Source organism: Agarilytica rhodophyticola (assembly GCF_002157225.2).
Classification (GTDB): domain Bacteria; phylum Pseudomonadota; class Gammaproteobacteria; order Pseudomonadales; family Cellvibrionaceae; genus Agarilytica; species Agarilytica rhodophyticola.
Window position 1 is genome coordinate 1,291,820 of sequence record NZ_CP020038.1, and the last position, 15,216, is coordinate 1,307,035.

General features: G+C 39.9%; 16 protein-coding genes. 6 read left to right on the forward strand and 10 right to left on the reverse strand.

Features of this window, described 5'->3' with window-relative positions; genetic code table 11:
* Positions 1-14 precede the first annotated feature (14 nt).
* Both BVC89_RS05475 and BVC89_RS05480 read left to right on the forward strand, forming a co-directional pair.
* Entirely contained in the window at positions 15-3,086 is a 3,072-nt protein-coding gene (locus BVC89_RS05475) for a hypothetical protein (protein WP_086930217.1), read from the forward strand.
* A gap of 281 nt (positions 3,087-3,367) precedes the next feature.
* Entirely contained in the window at positions 3,368-3,742 is a 375-nt protein-coding gene (locus BVC89_RS05480; protein ID WP_158657796.1) for a hypothetical protein, read from the forward strand.
* A gap of 63 nt (positions 3,743-3,805) precedes the next feature.
* On the opposite strand, the gene radC is transcribed toward BVC89_RS05480, so the two are convergent.
* The 7 genes from radC to BVC89_RS05515 all read right to left on the reverse strand — a co-directional run bounded on the left by radC (position 3,806) and on the right by BVC89_RS05515 (position 8,874).
* Positions 3,806-4,246 carry a RadC family protein gene (gene radC / locus BVC89_RS05485; RefSeq protein ID WP_086930219.1) on the reverse strand — a complete coding sequence of 147 codons (441 nt, stop codon included), beginning with the start codon at positions 4,244-4,246 and terminating at the stop codon, positions 3,806-3,808.
* A 547-nt stretch (positions 4,247-4,793) separates the two neighbouring features.
* Positions 4,794-5,702, reverse strand: coding sequence for a nucleoside triphosphate pyrophosphohydrolase family protein (locus BVC89_RS05490; protein WP_086930220.1), 909 nt, complete (start codon positions 5,700-5,702; stop codon positions 4,794-4,796).
* Between the two features lies 1 nt (position 5,703).
* Positions 5,704-6,693 (reverse strand): nucleotide kinase domain-containing protein, encoded by a 990-nt coding sequence (locus BVC89_RS05495; RefSeq protein ID WP_086930221.1) that lies wholly within the window; start codon positions 6,691-6,693, stop codon positions 5,704-5,706.
* A complete protein-coding gene (locus BVC89_RS05500; RefSeq protein WP_086930222.1) occupies positions 6,677-7,435 on the reverse strand; it encodes a thymidylate synthase family protein in 759 nt (252 codons plus the stop codon). Before BVC89_RS05500 ends, BVC89_RS05495 begins: the two co-directional genes overlap by 17 nt.
* Positions 7,432-8,268 (reverse strand): ImmA/IrrE family metallo-endopeptidase, encoded by an 837-nt coding sequence (locus BVC89_RS05505; protein WP_086930223.1) that lies wholly within the window; start codon positions 8,266-8,268, stop codon positions 7,432-7,434. Before BVC89_RS05505 ends, BVC89_RS05500 begins: the two co-directional genes overlap by 4 nt.
* Positions 8,255-8,596: a helix-turn-helix domain-containing protein gene (locus BVC89_RS05510; RefSeq protein WP_173780726.1), complete on the reverse strand. Its 342-nt coding sequence runs from the start codon at positions 8,594-8,596 to the stop codon at positions 8,255-8,257. The genes BVC89_RS05505 and BVC89_RS05510 overlap by 14 nt, the downstream gene beginning before the upstream one ends.
* Positions 8,593-8,874: an acyl carrier protein gene (locus BVC89_RS05515; protein ID WP_086930224.1), complete on the reverse strand. Its 282-nt coding sequence runs from the start codon at positions 8,872-8,874 to the stop codon at positions 8,593-8,595. Before BVC89_RS05515 ends, BVC89_RS05510 begins: the two co-directional genes overlap by 4 nt.
* A gap of 198 nt (positions 8,875-9,072) precedes the next feature.
* On the opposite strand from BVC89_RS05515, the gene BVC89_RS05520 reads away from it, so the two are divergent.
* Positions 9,073-9,438: a hypothetical protein gene (locus BVC89_RS05520; protein ID WP_086930225.1), complete on the forward strand. Its 366-nt coding sequence runs from the start codon at positions 9,073-9,075 to the stop codon at positions 9,436-9,438.
* A 63-nt stretch (positions 9,439-9,501) separates the two neighbouring features.
* On the opposite strand, the gene BVC89_RS05525 is transcribed toward BVC89_RS05520, so the two are convergent.
* From BVC89_RS05525 to BVC89_RS05535, 3 genes are all read right to left on the reverse strand, one after another.
* Entirely contained in the window at positions 9,502-10,062 is a 561-nt protein-coding gene (locus tag BVC89_RS05525) for a hypothetical protein (protein ID WP_086930226.1), read from the reverse strand.
* A gap of 13 nt (positions 10,063-10,075) precedes the next feature.
* Complete coding sequence (locus BVC89_RS05530; RefSeq protein WP_245929350.1) at positions 10,076-10,750, reverse strand: AHH domain-containing protein; 675 nt, start codon at positions 10,748-10,750, stop codon at positions 10,076-10,078.
* 190 nt (positions 10,751-10,940) lie between these two features.
* Positions 10,941-11,294 (reverse strand): hypothetical protein, encoded by a 354-nt coding sequence (locus BVC89_RS05535; protein ID WP_086930227.1) that lies wholly within the window; start codon positions 11,292-11,294, stop codon positions 10,941-10,943.
* 1,235 nt (positions 11,295-12,529) lie between these two features.
* On the opposite strand from BVC89_RS05535, the gene BVC89_RS05540 reads away from it, so the two are divergent.
* From BVC89_RS05540 to BVC89_RS05550, 3 genes are read left to right on the forward strand one after another with little or no spacing between them, the layout of a single operon-like run.
* The gene (locus BVC89_RS05540; protein WP_086930228.1) at positions 12,530-12,925 is read left to right on the forward strand and encodes a hypothetical protein; all 396 of its coding nucleotides are present in this window, start codon (positions 12,530-12,532) and stop codon (positions 12,923-12,925) included.
* Positions 12,922-14,247 (forward strand): NCS2 family permease, encoded by a 1,326-nt coding sequence (locus BVC89_RS05545; protein WP_086930229.1) that lies wholly within the window; start codon positions 12,922-12,924, stop codon positions 14,245-14,247. Before BVC89_RS05540 ends, BVC89_RS05545 begins: the two co-directional genes overlap by 4 nt.
* Positions 14,237-15,031 (forward strand): iron-containing redox enzyme family protein, encoded by a 795-nt coding sequence (locus BVC89_RS05550; protein WP_086930230.1) that lies wholly within the window; start codon positions 14,237-14,239, stop codon positions 15,029-15,031. Before BVC89_RS05545 ends, BVC89_RS05550 begins: the two co-directional genes overlap by 11 nt.
* Positions 15,032-15,216: the final 185 nt, after the last annotated feature.

Below are 15,216 nucleotides of genomic sequence, written 5' to 3' on the forward strand. Positions count from 1 at the left end.
AAAGGTAAATATACGTGAATCCTTATGACTTACCCTTTAGAGAAAACGATAGCGAACAGTTCGATAAAATATGTGTTTCAATGACACAAACTGGACTAGATGCTGCCTTCGCAAAATTTCCGAATAAAAATTATGATAGAAAATCTCTGAAAGGAAAGTGGGAAGGTTTTCACCTTGTTAAATTTACAACCTATACAAAGAATAAAATTGCAGATGATGATACTCTCAACGAAATTTATAAGCCTTTCAAATGGTCAATAAGTAAACTTCAAAGGTACGGCTCAGATCAAACACTCAGGAACAAAGAAGATATAGAGAATGTATTTAAGTGTATTAGCCGAGCTCAAGGGATTTCGTTGTTTGAATGCTTTTTAAATTTCCTTGAATTTTGCAGTAAAGAAAATAAAGGTAGAGGCTTTTTATTTTCAGCATTTAATTACAGTCAAGAAACATTGCTAAAAGAAATTGAAGACAAAAGGGATTATCTCACCAAAGAATTCCTCCGTTTAGGAATAACATCAAGCATATCAGGTAAATCTTTTGATGGTTTGAGCTTTATTTGGGAAAAGCCGAATAATAAACATGAACCTCCAATTTGTAGAATTGAACCAGGTTTTGCCCAAAAGCAACTCATTATCCCTAACACATATGACAACATCGATTTGGAACAACCTTCTACTGTTTTAGGCTGGTCATCTCAAATCACCCCGTTTATTGGTCGTAATGATGAGATAAAGCATTTAACAGATTGGCTTGATAGTGATGCTGATAAGTCAATACAACTTATTTCTGGTGATGGCGGAACTGGAAAAACTAGATTGGCTTTCCATTTTGCTGAAGAAATCGCCATTGATAAAGGCTGGGATGCTGGACAGGCTACAAGTGACTTAAGAGGCCATTGGCACTGGAACGACAAAGGTATTTTGTTGATTATTGATTATCCAGAGGAGCGCAAGACAACAGTTCGTCAATTTTTAAAAGCTGTATATGAAATGGATGATATTCCTAAAAGCAAACGACTTAGAGTGTTGTTGTTATCTCGTGATGATGAATTTATCGATCTCGTTGAAGAGGAAGCTCCAAGGTTGTCTAATCGACCTATTCATCTTAAGGGGCTAAGTACTGAAAACCTACAGTGGGCATTAGCTCAAAATATGTGGGATGGATTAGAATATCAAAGAAAAAATACTGAACAGTCTCGATGGTCAAATGAGCCTGAACATTTATTAGCCTTGAAAAAAAATGAATTTCTAGAATGGCAAGAACGCCAATTGATACATAAAACACCATTAATGGTTATGGCGCTCATTTACTATATAAATAGTGAACCCGATTCATTAGCTAGTGGGATTTTAGAGCTAACCGCCCAAAACATCATTCGTTATATGACCAAGAGAGAAATTCGTTTTATTCGAAAGGAGGTGTCCGAATATTTTGGCCTAAAAAAGCTCGTTGATTACCCCGTAGAGGGTATCTTTTTACTTAGAGCAGTAGCAGCAATTTCTGAGGGGTTTGCAAAAGGGGAGCTTGTTGTTATCGTGAAAAGAATTAATGAAATGAGTTTAAAATATCAGTTACCAGATGCGGATCATATAGTAAGTGGGTTTGCTAGAGGTGACAATTTCTTGCAAGTTTCTCCTGACATCCTTGCAGCAGACTTTTTATTTTATTGCTTTGAGAAATGGGCGGGTGGTCAAGAACATAATTGGATATCAGCTGTTATCATGTGGGATAATGATAAGCAGTTACAGACTAGAAACGAAAAAGTAATCGAAAACTTTAATAAATTGGGACGATTGGTTTTTGATATGAGGGTGCGTTTAAGTTTAGAGTGGCAAGACAGCATTTTAAAGCCTCTTGTCGAAGATCTTCCTGCCAAGGCTTTTTGGATAGCTAAATATCTATCCGGTAGAGATATGCCCTACCATCTCAGTCCAATGGTTGCCTATTCACTCCATTACTGTTTGGATAACCATAATCACCCTGATATGCAGCAGGAAATAACCGCAGCTGAACTGGCAAGATATTGCTTTAATTTATCAGTTCTTTACTTCAGTGAGAATAAATTTGATGAAGCCTTTAGCCTTGTTAAAAAGATACTTCCAGTTTATGAGAAAACTTTTAAGATGTTCGGTGAAACGTATGCACCAGAGTATCTGTATTGCTTACGTTTGTTAGCGAACATCTATTTCAACAAAAATGCTTTTCAAAGCGGGCTTGAAGAAATAAACAAAGTTTTACATATTACGAAACCTTTGCTGGAAAAGAACGTCAGGATGTATGGATTAAATTATGCTCAGGACTTGAAGATAAAAACAGCTTTGTTAAGTAGCTTAAATAGTTTTGAAAATGCTGAGAACTGTATAAAGGAGTCTGTTCGTATATTAAGGCAATTAGTCACATTACATGACAAGTTATACTATAAGCAATTGCTTGCTGAAAGCTTAGTGGAACAAGGTACTTTATATACTGATCCATACAACCCACAAAGCGCCAAAAAAGGGGGAAAGTTTACCGAAGAATCTATTGATATATATGAAAAATTAGTGCGAGAGGATTATCAATTATACGCACCTCATTTGTCTATAGCACTCAACAACTACGCCATGTCGCTTCATCACGCAGGTGAAGCCGATAACGCTACCGTTCTTAAGCCAATTATGAGAGCAATTGACATTATCCAACCATTAGCACATGACAATTTTGAAAGGTTTGGTTTGGAATTGGCAAGCAGGTATTACACTATTAGTCATATTATTGTTGAAAGGAGAGCTACGGGTTTTGAAAAATATGGTTTTTTTGCGATACAGTCAGTTCTCATTCATTATGCACAGCTTGCAAAGAGTAATTTCGGAATGTATGGAGATTCTTTTTCAAACTCAATAGGGATATATATAAGGTATTTGACTCAGTATCAAGAGCTTAGGAATTCTGATACAGAAGGTGATCTGAAAGCTCTATATCATCTCTTCGAACAATATGTTTTAGAAAACGAAGACAAATACTCAGTTCACACGTTTATTTCTCTTACGGCTGCATATGTAAGTTATTTTGAAAGGTTTTATAAGGAAGATATGCCTACATAAAATTGGATGCTTTCCTTCAATTGAAAACGTCCTTACTGATTGCTCGTAAACGTGGGTATTAGGTATTATAAAACTATTGCTTGAGCATAGTGTACTAAATAATTTCGAGTCATAGCTACTACAATTTAGGATAAGTCGTAACTTATCAAGTTGTTTACTTTTATTGATATTAATGCCTACACCCGCATGTAACATACAAAACTTTCCCCAGTTTTTCCCAGCATTATGTCATTACCCGTTTAAGTTGCTGCCTTTCGTAATCAAACAGAAAGGTAAATTAAATGATTTCAGATACAAAACGAGTAATTTATATTGCAACACGGGAAGAGCTGTCATGCCACTGCTACTATCTACGATTGTGGATGGCGGTGAAAAATATCAATATTTCGCGGCGCTTATGGCTTGATGAGCTTGCCGATACATTCCGGGATTTTCCGGGGCATGTTTTACAACGTAATGGTCATCCCTTCATTATTCCCTGTCTTGATGATGTTTTTGGCAACGACCCAGATTTACGTTGGCTCGGTTATTACCTGCGTGAGGATAAAACAGGCATCCATCCCAATAGTATAAGCCGTAAAATGGAGCGCTTGCGGCTGTTAGATTTATATTTCCGTATCAAACACCCGCTTATTGCTCGACATTTTGGTAAGTAAAAATCGGGGACTTAGGGGATTATCGTAGCGGCTTTGGAGTGCTCCTAGGCCGCTACGTCTTATTTATAATATACCATGCTCGGCAAAAGAATAGGTATCCATGCCACCCACCACTATATGATCTAGCACTTTTACATCAATTAACTTTAATGCTTTTGATAGCTGTTGTGTCAGTTCTCTATCTGACCCGCTAGGTTCAGCGCAACCGGAGGGATGATTGTGGGATAAAATCACCGCCGATGCATTAAATGCTAATGTGGCTTTTACAATTTCACGTGGATACACAGCGGCGGTATTGATCGTTCCTTGAAACATTTCTTTCAATGCGATGAGCCTATGCTTGTTATCAAGATACAAAACATTAAAACTCTCACTTTCTTTTTCGGCATATTTTAGGGTGAGATAGTTCTTCGTATCTCGGCTACTGGAAAGATTTTGTTCCGGTTTATATAGCCGGGTTTCTAAAATATTCAGGGCTTGGTTAATCATGTCATCATCTGTCATTATATGTACATCCTTGTGTTACTGGTTCATCGAGGTCAGAACAATATCAGGCGGTTGATGTCATTTCGGGAAAAGTGTTTCATAGGGTCATTTGACGCGGCATGAACGTGTCATGCTCGCTTGATGAGAAATTACTGTATCGCTTAAAAATGGCTTTTTTGACGAAGGCAAGCTGTGTGTTTGTCTGACAAAATCGTGCCGATTTAGACAAACACAAAGTTTGGCAAGGGGGCTTGCTGCGCGCCCCCGTTGCATCCCCCATGCCCAACGTCTTACCGTTGGATCACGCGCAGGGTTAGGATATATGCATATCCTCCTGCACCACACCTTTGCATAATCTGATGGCAGATTAATCACCAGCCAAAGGAGCGTTCCTGCTCCCTTAACAATCCCATGACCATTTCATGGAGACCAACCGTGCGCCGATTGGATGCCGCCAGCGTTTCGGCTGCTGGACTTCGACCACTGTGTCGCCAGTAGATGACGACCAAGGAAACGTCCTTGGATGCAGAAAACAGGGTTTTATAGGACAACTTCTAGCTTGTTTTCAGGAATGCTCTTCATTATCTAGAGGCTCGAACAGCATAGTTTTTTCGTGAAGATTGCAAATTACTCGTCCTGTTTTTTCTACACGCATTTTCCGCCACACTTCAAACCCTGTCAGTATGGCTTGCTCCCACTGTTTGGGAGTTGCCTTGCTCACCTCAAGATGTCGAGTTAACAGCCTTATCGTTTGGAGTAGCTGTTCATCTATTGTAGTGACGCCTTCATAAAAATTATGGTTTCTTGCATGCTCGAAGACCAGTGCAGAGATTGCCTCGTCTATAACTACTGCTCTCCCACCATCTTCAATCTCATTTACTTTTTCATCGCTTCTACGCTTTTTGTGCATTAATCCTCTAGATGTTGGTGACCAACCCAATACCGTCACATACGAGAAGTGAAAGAGATCATGATATCTGTAGTAATCGCCCTCATAATGATTGTCACGGATAGTATTACCGAACGTTTCCCCATTGACGAAAATATTGACACATTTTTTATTGTGCTTATCAGTTCCCTCCCGAAATTCCGCAACAAATTCCCGTGGGAGTTGTTCATCTTCATCATAGTTATCATCGAAAAACTCACCCTCCAACTCTAACTGAGCCTTGTCGGTCAAGTCTTCCCACCTGTCTTGAGTTTTCTTGAGGTTATGTGTCAAAATTTGTGAGAGTGGAATGTCTTCAATTGTGGCAATCGAAGCTAAGTACCAGATGATATCACCGAGTTCTTCAATAAGTTTCTCCTTAAATATCTCGTAATTATCACCGTCACGCAGTTTTTTCTTATACTCTGTAGATAGGCCTCCAACCTCTCCATTCAAGCCGAGCATAACAATTGAAAGCGCAGTGCTTTCCTTTTTATCAAACTGCATAGTTTCAGCGGCAAGCGCCTGGTACTCATCGACTTCCATTTTACCTTCCTAATTTAACTTTCCACTTCGGTGGAAAGAAATACTTAATTGGATCATCGTTTGGTTTAAAGCGTTGCTTTATTCGTGTTCGACCTGAAAATCCTAAAAGGTCAGGGTGTGCTACACGACAATACTTATCTACTTCGCAAAAAATATTCTGTATATCAATATACTGAAGCGGCCTGTCGCCAATTCTTTTAAAATCTAAACCAAGCCTTTCAAACTCTAGCTCCTGTCGATCTGACATCATTTTAATTATTTCAGTTTCGGATAATCCGCCTAGCTTTGAAAAACATTTTTTTATCCCGTCCCTCGCACCAGGGCCGGGAATGGTAAACTCAGTTTCTTCAAAGTCAGTCAGAGTGCTGTAATTTAAATCAGTCACGTATTGGTATGCGAGAAACCTTCCAATAAGGGGGTATTCTAGGAGTATCGAATAAGCCTCTCTCATTTTTTTACATGAGGCTATTTTATCGGCAAGATTGTCTTTCAGCATCATATCTAAAAGCATTAAGTGCGCGTGGTGCTTTCTTGTGACATCAAACTCCTTGCAACCAGACGCCATCATATATGCGTTTGAGTAAAGTGTCCGACCTCGATTCATTTCGCCATCAAGAAACTTCTTGAAAGCGCTAACTTTGAAGCTGGTAGTTGTGATTTCCCCAAATTTATTTTCAAGCAATTGCCATGTTTCAATTTTATTGAAAAGCTTAAAAAGAAAGATTCTCAACAATAAATCATCATGAGACAGATCGCCCTTGTGCTTGTATATAACTTCTTTTATAAGGAACTGGCTCACTCTATCACACGCTCGATAGACATTTGTGAATTTGTATTCTTTTAAGATCGAATCAAGAGTATATGGCTCATAGTTATTCAATCGATTATAAAATACATTTTGCCTCTCATACGCAAATTTCCAGTAGGTATCGTAAGCTTTAGTGGGTTTGGCCGGATCAAGTTTTATAATTATGTTAGTCTTTTTTGGCATATTCTCTATACTTATTTGCAAATTCTTTCGCTTGCGTTTTTTTCATGTTTCCTAATGCAAGAACGCTAGCAATGCAGTTAACTTCGTCTAATTCCAGCTCCATTTGGCTAGCCATATAATTTCCCAAATTTTGAAGCCCTAAGTAGTTTCCGTAGCCTCGGTCAAATAGGTGCTGCATTGCGTAAATCCCATTGATAGCCATCTTGCCATTTTTTTTAGGAACGAAGCATACTTGTTGTAAACAGGGAAACCCACGCATTTTCTGAGCTTTGTGATCAAGTTTTGGATCAAAGGTGAGCGCAATCAGTGCCGACCTTCTGTGTACTGGTTTTCTTCCTCCCTCGATTCCATTGTAAGTATCGATGATATGCTTAAGCTGGTTGATGGGCTTTCCTTCTTTTTCATTAAAAGCGACCATCCGTCTAAAATAATGCCCTTTATAATTTTGACTGTCTTTTTTGACGTACTTCCATATGTTATCGAAGCGGTCGAATAGCGTCTTAGGGTCGCCAGTTGAAAGGCTCTGAGGAAATATTGTGCTTGCTGTCGTTTCAATAGTGTTTTGGCCGACATCCTCAAGCAATTCGTTTAGATCTTCTTCAAGGCTTTCTTGATAGGGAGGAGGTTCTTTATCGGTTGAAAAATTAGCAATAACAGGTGATAACTCTTTTCCTTTCCCGTCAGCGATTTCTATCAAAATTTTTAGCCAGCATTCAATAGCCGTGTCTCCATGAAAGATCATTCTTCATCCTCGTCATACTTGTATTGATAAAACCCATGAAATTTAAGACGGCTAACCTTTGCAAAACAACTCCAGTTGTCATTGAATAGGCGTGTAATGCCAGGTGCTACGGCAGTGTATATGTTGAAGGTATCACTTAATGCAAGCTCAATTATATTAGGACCATCTACTGCAAGCGATTTTTTGGATACTATAAAGTCACCGACTTCTAGTTCTATCGCTTTATCGTCCCACCATTGATCTACGAAAAATATCTGATTTTTTGTTTTTTGTCCGATTATTTCGTATCGAATATCCGGCAGCTTTGCGTTTTTAAGTGATTGATAGTGTTTATACGTAATGATACGAAGGTTATAAGTTATGTGGCCAATAAAGCCTCGATACGAAACACCAAAATATTTGGAGAGTATATAGGCGTCTTTTGGTGTAATATTTTCTGCCTCGACCCCGTATCTTTTTAATGTCAGATTTACTGCGGATGAGGGCATAAGAAGCATACTGGCAAAGAAATCAGCTTCCTGCTCCTCTTGTTTATCTGAGCCATCTTCCAGCATTTCATCAATAGCTGTCCCATGTCCTAAAACATGGTGTCCAATTTCGTGGGCACAAGTAAAACGTTTTCTGCCTTCAGGTCTTTCTGCTGATATGAGGACAAGGTTTTGGTTTGCAACATACATCCCTTCAAAAGACGGAATCCTTACGAACTTAAGTTCAAACCCCATTGCTTCACAGAGTGCATAAGGGCAAATTGGCTGATGGGCGGCGGCTCCAAGAAACGTCTTACGAACCTTAAGCGCTTTGGAAGAGATTTGTATCGCCCTAATTTTTTCCATCCGCGCCTCCTGAACTTTTGATCATTTTGATGGTATTAATCAGAGTTTCTATATCCTCATCCTTCATTGAACTTAGTTCTCTTGCCGCAGCGAGAATAGACTGGTCTATTTTTTCTTCACTGACCTTGCCTTCAGCTATCCACACTATTTCAACCCTATATAAATCAGCAAATTTTGTTAATTCATCCGATTTTACATTTCTTCGACCTGCCTCGATCTCGCTAATAGTCGGCCTGTGCATACCAAGCCTTTTGGCCGCCTGTCCCTGTGACAAGCCTGCCATCTCTCGTGCTGAACGGAGCCTACCGGCGATTTCTATTTTACTCATTTACCACTACCTTTATTTACTTTGTCAATTGCTTGTGCAATTGACGAAACAGTTAACTCTTCAAACTTTTTACCCGCAAACAGCTTATCGGGGGGAAGATCACAACCTACTTTGTCCTCCAAAGATATCAGAACTTCAATAGTTCTCAAGCTATCAAAACCACTAAGGTCACTGGCTGGCTTTGTGTGTTTTGTAATAGGAGGAACTGGTTCTCCTGAAAGTTCGAGGTTTTCTTGCAAACAAAGAATTACTGCATTTTCTAGCTCTTTTATATCCATGACGCGCTCCTTTTCTTACGAGTGGTAAGATAATCTTACTAGTGGTAATAATTTGAGTCAAGCCTACATACAATGTGATTCAAATCAGAACTACTAATCAAAGGCACGAAAAGCGACATTCTATTGAAAATCAATGATTTACCATATTTTTCAACTGATAGAATCCCCTGTTTATATAATCGAGACAGGGATTTATCTATGGCCATTCCGTCGACCACTTTAAAAGTTTACGAGATTAACCGGGTTGACCGGACGATCGAAGCTTTTGCAAATATTAAAAACCCGACGATATCAGGTTTGAATTTTGTTAAGACCCAAGGAGATATTCAAAGTGGTATTGAGCAGTACCGTATGGGCGCTATGTCAATGACAGAGCGCCAGCGATTAGAAGAAAAGCATAACTCCTCGAAGTTAGCTGAATTTATGGAAGCGCAATGTGATCCTCGCCCCAATACAGAGTGTCATTGCCACTTCATTATTTCCGGTGGTCACCCAACCGTGCGCCGATTGGATGCCGCCAGCGTTTCGGCTCTGGACTTTGACCACTGTGTCGCCAGTGGATAACGGCCAAGGAAACGTCCTTGGATGCGAGGATGAATAAGGATGGAAGGATTTGAGAAATAGCCGCTATTCACAAATTTCTAATTGAAAGGCAAGCCCGGATAGTCCTAGTCTTTGAACATCATGACGAAAAGCATCGGTACAATATAAAACACATCCCCTGTCATATTCGATTGTAAACAGGGGCGGTACAATATTTGGTGCAGCCTTGGTAAAAACGAGCTTTTCAACACGCTCCCATGCGCCATCTTCAAAATATGATGATGTGCTTTGCTCAAGGTTAATAATGTCATTGCCTTGTCTTTGCGTAGAGTTAAACAACATGTAATCTTTACATGACCCAACTAACGGAAATAGTTCTCCGGTTGTTTCCAGTATATTTTTTAAATGATCTACAGCTTTTTTGTTTAAGACTAAGATAGTATCAGTCCACTGTGTCATATCTGGCTTCTCAGTTGAGCCGCTATCACTTGGTAGAAAATTAGCTTTAGGTGCTTGCCATTCAAAAGGTAATGATTGTCCAAATGCTTGAATATTAAAACTCTCCATTTTTGTGTAAACATCAAGATCGTCAACAGTGAAAAGCATATAGTTTTGAATGTCGGAATGAATGCGGTAAATACTCATAAATACTTATGTCCTAGCGGATTGTTCGTAAATCCTGTTTGCCTTTTGCCGTTAGGATATCAGGTAAATTCCGTGCATCAATAAGCTTTAGCCGTATTCCTTGCAAACGCCTGATTAAATCACTGAGGTTATTTGCAGGTCGAATTTCTCTTGTTACCCATTGTGCATAGTCATTTGTGTGAAGATATACATGCCCCACCGCATTAGGATAGGGTGTTCCTTGAGCATATTTGTGTTTTTGCGGTAACCAACAGCCATTAAATGGATCATTAATGAGCATATAAGCCAGCAGAATAAACCTTGCTGCTGCATGTGATCCGTGACGGCTACACACAATATGATGTGCTTGCCACCGAAAACCACACCGAAATTGTCCAATCGCACGTAAATGATTGCCAAGTTTTTCCGAGTTATCCGTAGCCAAGCATTCTTTAGCTCGTTGAGCAGGTGTCATACTTGAGTTAGCCTCTCGGTATGCGTCAAGTTTTGATTGTAGCTTTCCAATATTTTCAAGCTTGGCGCACTCTTTAAACATAAATTCGCGCTCTTTTTTTGCAAGCTCCTGAGAATCTGAATCTAGCTGTGAGCGCATATGTTTTAATTCTTTTTGTGATTGCTCAAAAACAACATCAAGGAGGGACTTAAGGTGAGTGTTTTTTATATGATCGGATGGTTCTAGATGAGCCATAAATATCCTTATGCAGAATTTGATTATGAATGGCTAAACTTTAACATGCCCGGTTTACTATCAGTTTGGCGCGAAAATGTAAGATAGTGTTTATGATGTCAGACATAATAGGTTTTGTGAAAGCTGTCACATACCTTGTTTTTTAACCCAAGCCTGTGTGAGGCTTGGGTGGTTGTTTAGAGTTGTTATTCTAAAAGCTTGGTGGTTGTGGTGCGTGTTCCTGTTGTTTCGGTGTGTCTGTCTCGTAATATTTAAATCTATTGACCGTGTTGTTGTAAAAGTCTTCGCATACATTCTCAAATAGTTGGTTTGGGATGGTAAAGCCTTGCCGCGTGATTTCTTGTATGATCCCCTCAAGGGAATAGACCACAGGCGGATAGATATTCATCCAGACAATATCATCATAATAGGTTTTGCCATCGGGCGTGTCGTCTTCTGAGGCGGCGAGGATCGTACCGTAAAATTGCCGTTGTGGTTTATCCCAGCCGATTTGTATTTGATGTTCGATGCCATTTAGGGTCTGCTTAAAAATATGTTTGCTCATATCTGTGTCCTTTCATGATGAGTGTTGCTTTATGTGGAAGTTACATGAGGTGATGGTGGTTTTTGGGAAAAGCGCTGTATAGGAATAGATTTCACTTTTGTGTTCCCCCGCCTCAGCGGGGTCGAGTTTTCCAACCTTCGCTAGTCGCTCATTCTGTTAAAGGACAGCAGGACTAGAGGGCTTCCAATCTCTAACGTCTGCCGCGCTCTGCTTGCCTTTGCCTCCGGCGGACGCTCACCAAAAACAATGTGTACGGAGACCACGCGGCCTCATCATAAAACACAGTGAGAACCATGCCTACAACCCCGCAAGGGGGTATTCCGGCAGAACCCTCACCGTGTTTTATTGGCCTTGCGCGGCTCCGAAAACAATGTTTTTTCATAAGGGAACATCATCATTTATCTTGATTAGCGTTTGGAGAATCGGCATAACCATAGGTGGTGGTGGTTGCCGCATTTTTTTGTGAAACCCAATCTTAAGCGGATGCATAAGGATTTCTCGGGTTTCCAGAAAATCCTTTCTGGAATAACAGCAGAAAGGAGATGATGGTATGGCAGAACTTGTTCTGTTACTGGAGCTGATTTATTGCATAATAAAAGCGCTCCAAATAATTGAAGCGCTCCTATCGGTGCTTTAATATTCCATGAACTTGCGGCAATCATCACCGCTTTTTCTTATTATATGACGCAAAAATTAACAGGTTGTCAACGAAATTCATATTTAAGATGTGTAGATGTTCTTAAGCGAATGTCGGGAAATTAAGGGATGAGTATCGGAGTTGTGGAAACACAATAGGTATACATCGATATTAAACCAGAAGTTTAAAAGCAATCTCTTAAACTTAGTTTCATCATTTTTTATTAGAACAGCCCTTTATTCTTTTTAAATTGTGGCATCTAAATCTATACGTAATAAATAGTCGTTAATTTACACTGATAGCGAATGGCGTGTGTTGCAGCGACCGGTTGAATCTACAGCCCTTAGGAGACATTGGATAACGTGCAAACTAACGGCGTAGTATCGCCCAAAGCGGGCAAAAATCTACTTATATGGAAACCTCCTAAGCAAGTAAAATACGGATTTCGCCTAATAGACTCATATGTTCGCAGAAAATTTGGCCGCACTCGCAAAACTGGTACTATCCAGACGATTCAACCCACATTTATGTAGAAGTTAGTCAAGTAGAACAAGCCAGTGCCATCTTTAGATAATTTTAGATAAGGAAAGAGAGATGTATGACTGACAAGAGTAGCTTAGAATCGAAAATATGGAGAATACTCTACGCTATCGTATATGCGGCGTCACTAGTATTTATCATGATAAAAATTTCAGATGACTACTATAGTCTAGAAGATTTTATTCCATTCCCAGCGGCAATCGCATTTCATGCATTGACCCTTAACGAAAACAAGAGTGCGTTAGACATCGTTGGAACAATGTTTCTCATCGGCGGCAGCTGCCTCGGAGTGTGGAGCCTCGCCCAGCAAGAACGAGGCACATCGATTCCATTGGGATTTTCTGCGTTTCTCATATTTGTGGGCTTAGTCCTAAGAAAACTGATCAGCGGAGACGCTTTTGCAAAAATCGTTTCCAAAAGCCTTGATACGTTTAAAGGGGGCAAAAAAGAATGAACACTTCAAAAAGCAATATCACAGTAGAGTTCGTGGCTGCACTGTCTACGTACCTTACAATGTCATACATTTTTCTTTTAAATCCGATCTTGCTCGCCAAAATTGATGGTGTGAGCATAACAGCTGTATTTGGAGCAACGGTGTTAACCGCTGTTTTTTCAACACTAGTTATGGGGCTTTGGGCAAAGGCACCTTTCGCGGCAGCGCCGGTGCCATCAATTACGACGTTTTTCGTCGGTTATGTTGTACTTACTCTAGGTTTGACTTTTGAACAAGCGTTGGCTGCCGTTCTCCTTTCAGGGGCACTATCTCTGATAATGACGACGTTTTCAATTAAAGGAAAAATAGTTGATAGCGTATCTCCACTCGTATCTTATGGTGTTTTGGCGGCTTTATGTGGATTTCTATTAGCAGTAGGGCTAAAACAAGCAAACCTAATTCAATATCAAAATGGACTCTTCTCTGCCCTTACATTAAATACCGAAGGCTTAGTCATACTGGGGGCAGGTCTATTCGTTTCAGTGTTGTTTAATAATCAGAATATACCTGGACCTCTAATCGGTTTGCTAGCCGCATCTATTATTGCGTTTTTGTATGGCCATCGAGGTGTGTCTGAGGCGGAATTTTCCACTGAATTGTTCTCTTATGTTGGGGCAATAGAGTTTTCGGCAATAGCTAAGGTAGTGAGTAGCATTGATTTTTTCATTGCTGTTATCGTTTTCTTTGTTATTGATTTTTTTGCAGGGGTTGGGAAGTATATAGGGCTTTTTCAAGCACTAAAAAGCGACAAAACTGATGGCAGCGAGTTGTTTAATGATGAAGAAAGTAAAACAAAACTTAGCCGTTCATTGTATTCTGACGGCCTAGGGAACATCTTTGGGTCAGTTTTCGGCGCAGGAAGCGTTGCAGTTTTCGTATCAAGTGCTGTTGGAGTTAAAGCAGGTGGTCGCACTGGCTTAACTGCAGTTTTTATTGCTGTACTAATGGCGATCAGTATTGCATTCATTCCACTTGTTGGAATCATACCCACCATAGCTATAAGTGGAATATTGGTATATATAGGGTTTATCCTGTTACCAATTAGGAGAATTCGGTCCGAGATTGACGCAAGAGCTATTGGATGGATTGAGGTAAGCCTTTGTGTGGTGGCGGCCATGCTTTCTCTATTTACATTCAGTCTAGATCTGGCGATCGCCCTTGTATTTTCGCTAAACTCCATTCTGCTCCTAATTACTTCGGGAGATACTATAGGCAAGCATGCGTTATTTCACTTATCGTCAGTGATTCTCGCATTCGCTGTGGGGTACAAGTATGTCGTATAATGACAACTCACAGAGTAAGAATTTATCATTTATTCCAAATGATAATGTTTCGCTACGCTACGAATCCAGAATTAGGGAGCTAGCCAATACAGTTTTTATTCATCAAGCGTTAAAAAATAGTTTCTATGAGTTGTGGGTTTCACGCCCATTCACAGAGATTGAATTTCGAAAATTTTCTCATAACTATTTTTATCGAGTGCATGCAACAACGAGAAGGCTTTCCGTGGCTCTAGTTTCTATAGACGACTGGAACTCAAAAATTCAGCTACTCCACAATCTTTCTGATGAACTGGGGGCGGGATTTTCAGAAAATGTACATGTACGAGTTTTGCATCGTTGGATTAATTCACTTGGTAGAAAGATTGATAGCAGTTGGCGCTTTGACGCCATAGATGAATCGATGATCTTGGATACTACCAAAGAGTTCATAGCAGAAACTGAGTCCCTTTGCCAAAAGGGCGCACTAAGTGCGTGTGGAGCTATACTTGCCCAAGAGTGGCATGGATACACGCAGATTGGTTTGCTATATGAAGGGTTCAGGAATTACAAACCACTATATGAGTTCGATGACTTTCATGATGTCTCAGAATATTTTTATGTTCATCTAGGCAGGGCAGAAAAGGAACACAAGGAACAAGCTGTCACAATGTGCGCTCGTAACTGTAATAGTGAATCAGATTTCTTGGAGATGTCAGATAGTTTCCAACGTTACCTACAATTACTTGCGAAATTTTGGGACGGCATCCATCTTTCAATTACGGACAATCAAGTAAGAAGTACTTAAGAGAAGGAGATAGCCGAGGTTCATTAGGGACTGCACATAACAATTGGTTGAACTCGATAGCAATCGTACGGCAAGTATTACACCGAACAAGCCGGTAAATGCGACGTTAACGTCCGTTTTGTGGAAACAGCAGTCATTCTCTTATAAGAAAAATTTGGTCGTGGTCAGTTAAACCTCTCATCCTT

Bases quoted from the DNA above. Each gene is read 5' to 3' on its own strand.
- BVC89_RS05480 (WP_158657796.1), top strand. From the start codon at position 3,368: ATGATTTCAGATACAAAACGAGTAATTTATATTGCAACACGGGAAGAG.
- radC (WP_086930219.1), bottom strand. From the start codon at position 4,246: ATGACAGATGATGACATGATTAACCAAGCCCTGAATATTTTAGAAACC.
- BVC89_RS05490 (WP_086930220.1), bottom strand. From the start codon at position 5,702: ATGGAAGTCGATGAGTACCAGGCGCTTGCCGCTGAAACTATGCAGTTT.
- BVC89_RS05495 (WP_086930221.1), bottom strand. From the start codon at position 6,693: ATGCCAAAAAAGACTAACATAATTATAAAACTTGATCCGGCCAAACCC.
- BVC89_RS05500 (WP_086930222.1), bottom strand. From the start codon at position 7,435: ATGATCTTTCATGGAGACACGGCTATTGAATGCTGGCTAAAAATTTTG.
- BVC89_RS05505 (WP_086930223.1), bottom strand. From the start codon at position 8,268: ATGGAAAAAATTAGGGCGATACAAATCTCTTCCAAAGCGCTTAAGGTT.
- BVC89_RS05510 (WP_173780726.1), bottom strand. From the start codon at position 8,596: ATGAGTAAAATAGAAATCGCCGGTAGGCTCCGTTCAGCACGAGAGATG.
- BVC89_RS05515 (WP_086930224.1), bottom strand. From the start codon at position 8,874: ATGGATATAAAAGAGCTAGAAAATGCAGTAATTCTTTGTTTGCAAGAA.
- BVC89_RS05520 (WP_086930225.1), top strand. From the start codon at position 9,073: ATGGCCATTCCGTCGACCACTTTAAAAGTTTACGAGATTAACCGGGTT.
- BVC89_RS05525 (WP_086930226.1), bottom strand. From the start codon at position 10,062: ATGAGTATTTACCGCATTCATTCCGACATTCAAAACTATATGCTTTTC.
- BVC89_RS05530 (WP_245929350.1), bottom strand. From the start codon at position 10,750: ATGGCTCATCTAGAACCATCCGATCATATAAAAAACACTCACCTTAAG.
- BVC89_RS05535 (WP_086930227.1), bottom strand. From the start codon at position 11,294: ATGAGCAAACATATTTTTAAGCAGACCCTAAATGGCATCGAACATCAA.
- BVC89_RS05540 (WP_086930228.1), top strand. From the start codon at position 12,530: ATGACTGACAAGAGTAGCTTAGAATCGAAAATATGGAGAATACTCTAC.
- BVC89_RS05545 (WP_086930229.1), top strand. From the start codon at position 12,922: ATGAACACTTCAAAAAGCAATATCACAGTAGAGTTCGTGGCTGCACTG.
- BVC89_RS05550 (WP_086930230.1), top strand. From the start codon at position 14,237: ATGTCGTATAATGACAACTCACAGAGTAAGAATTTATCATTTATTCCA.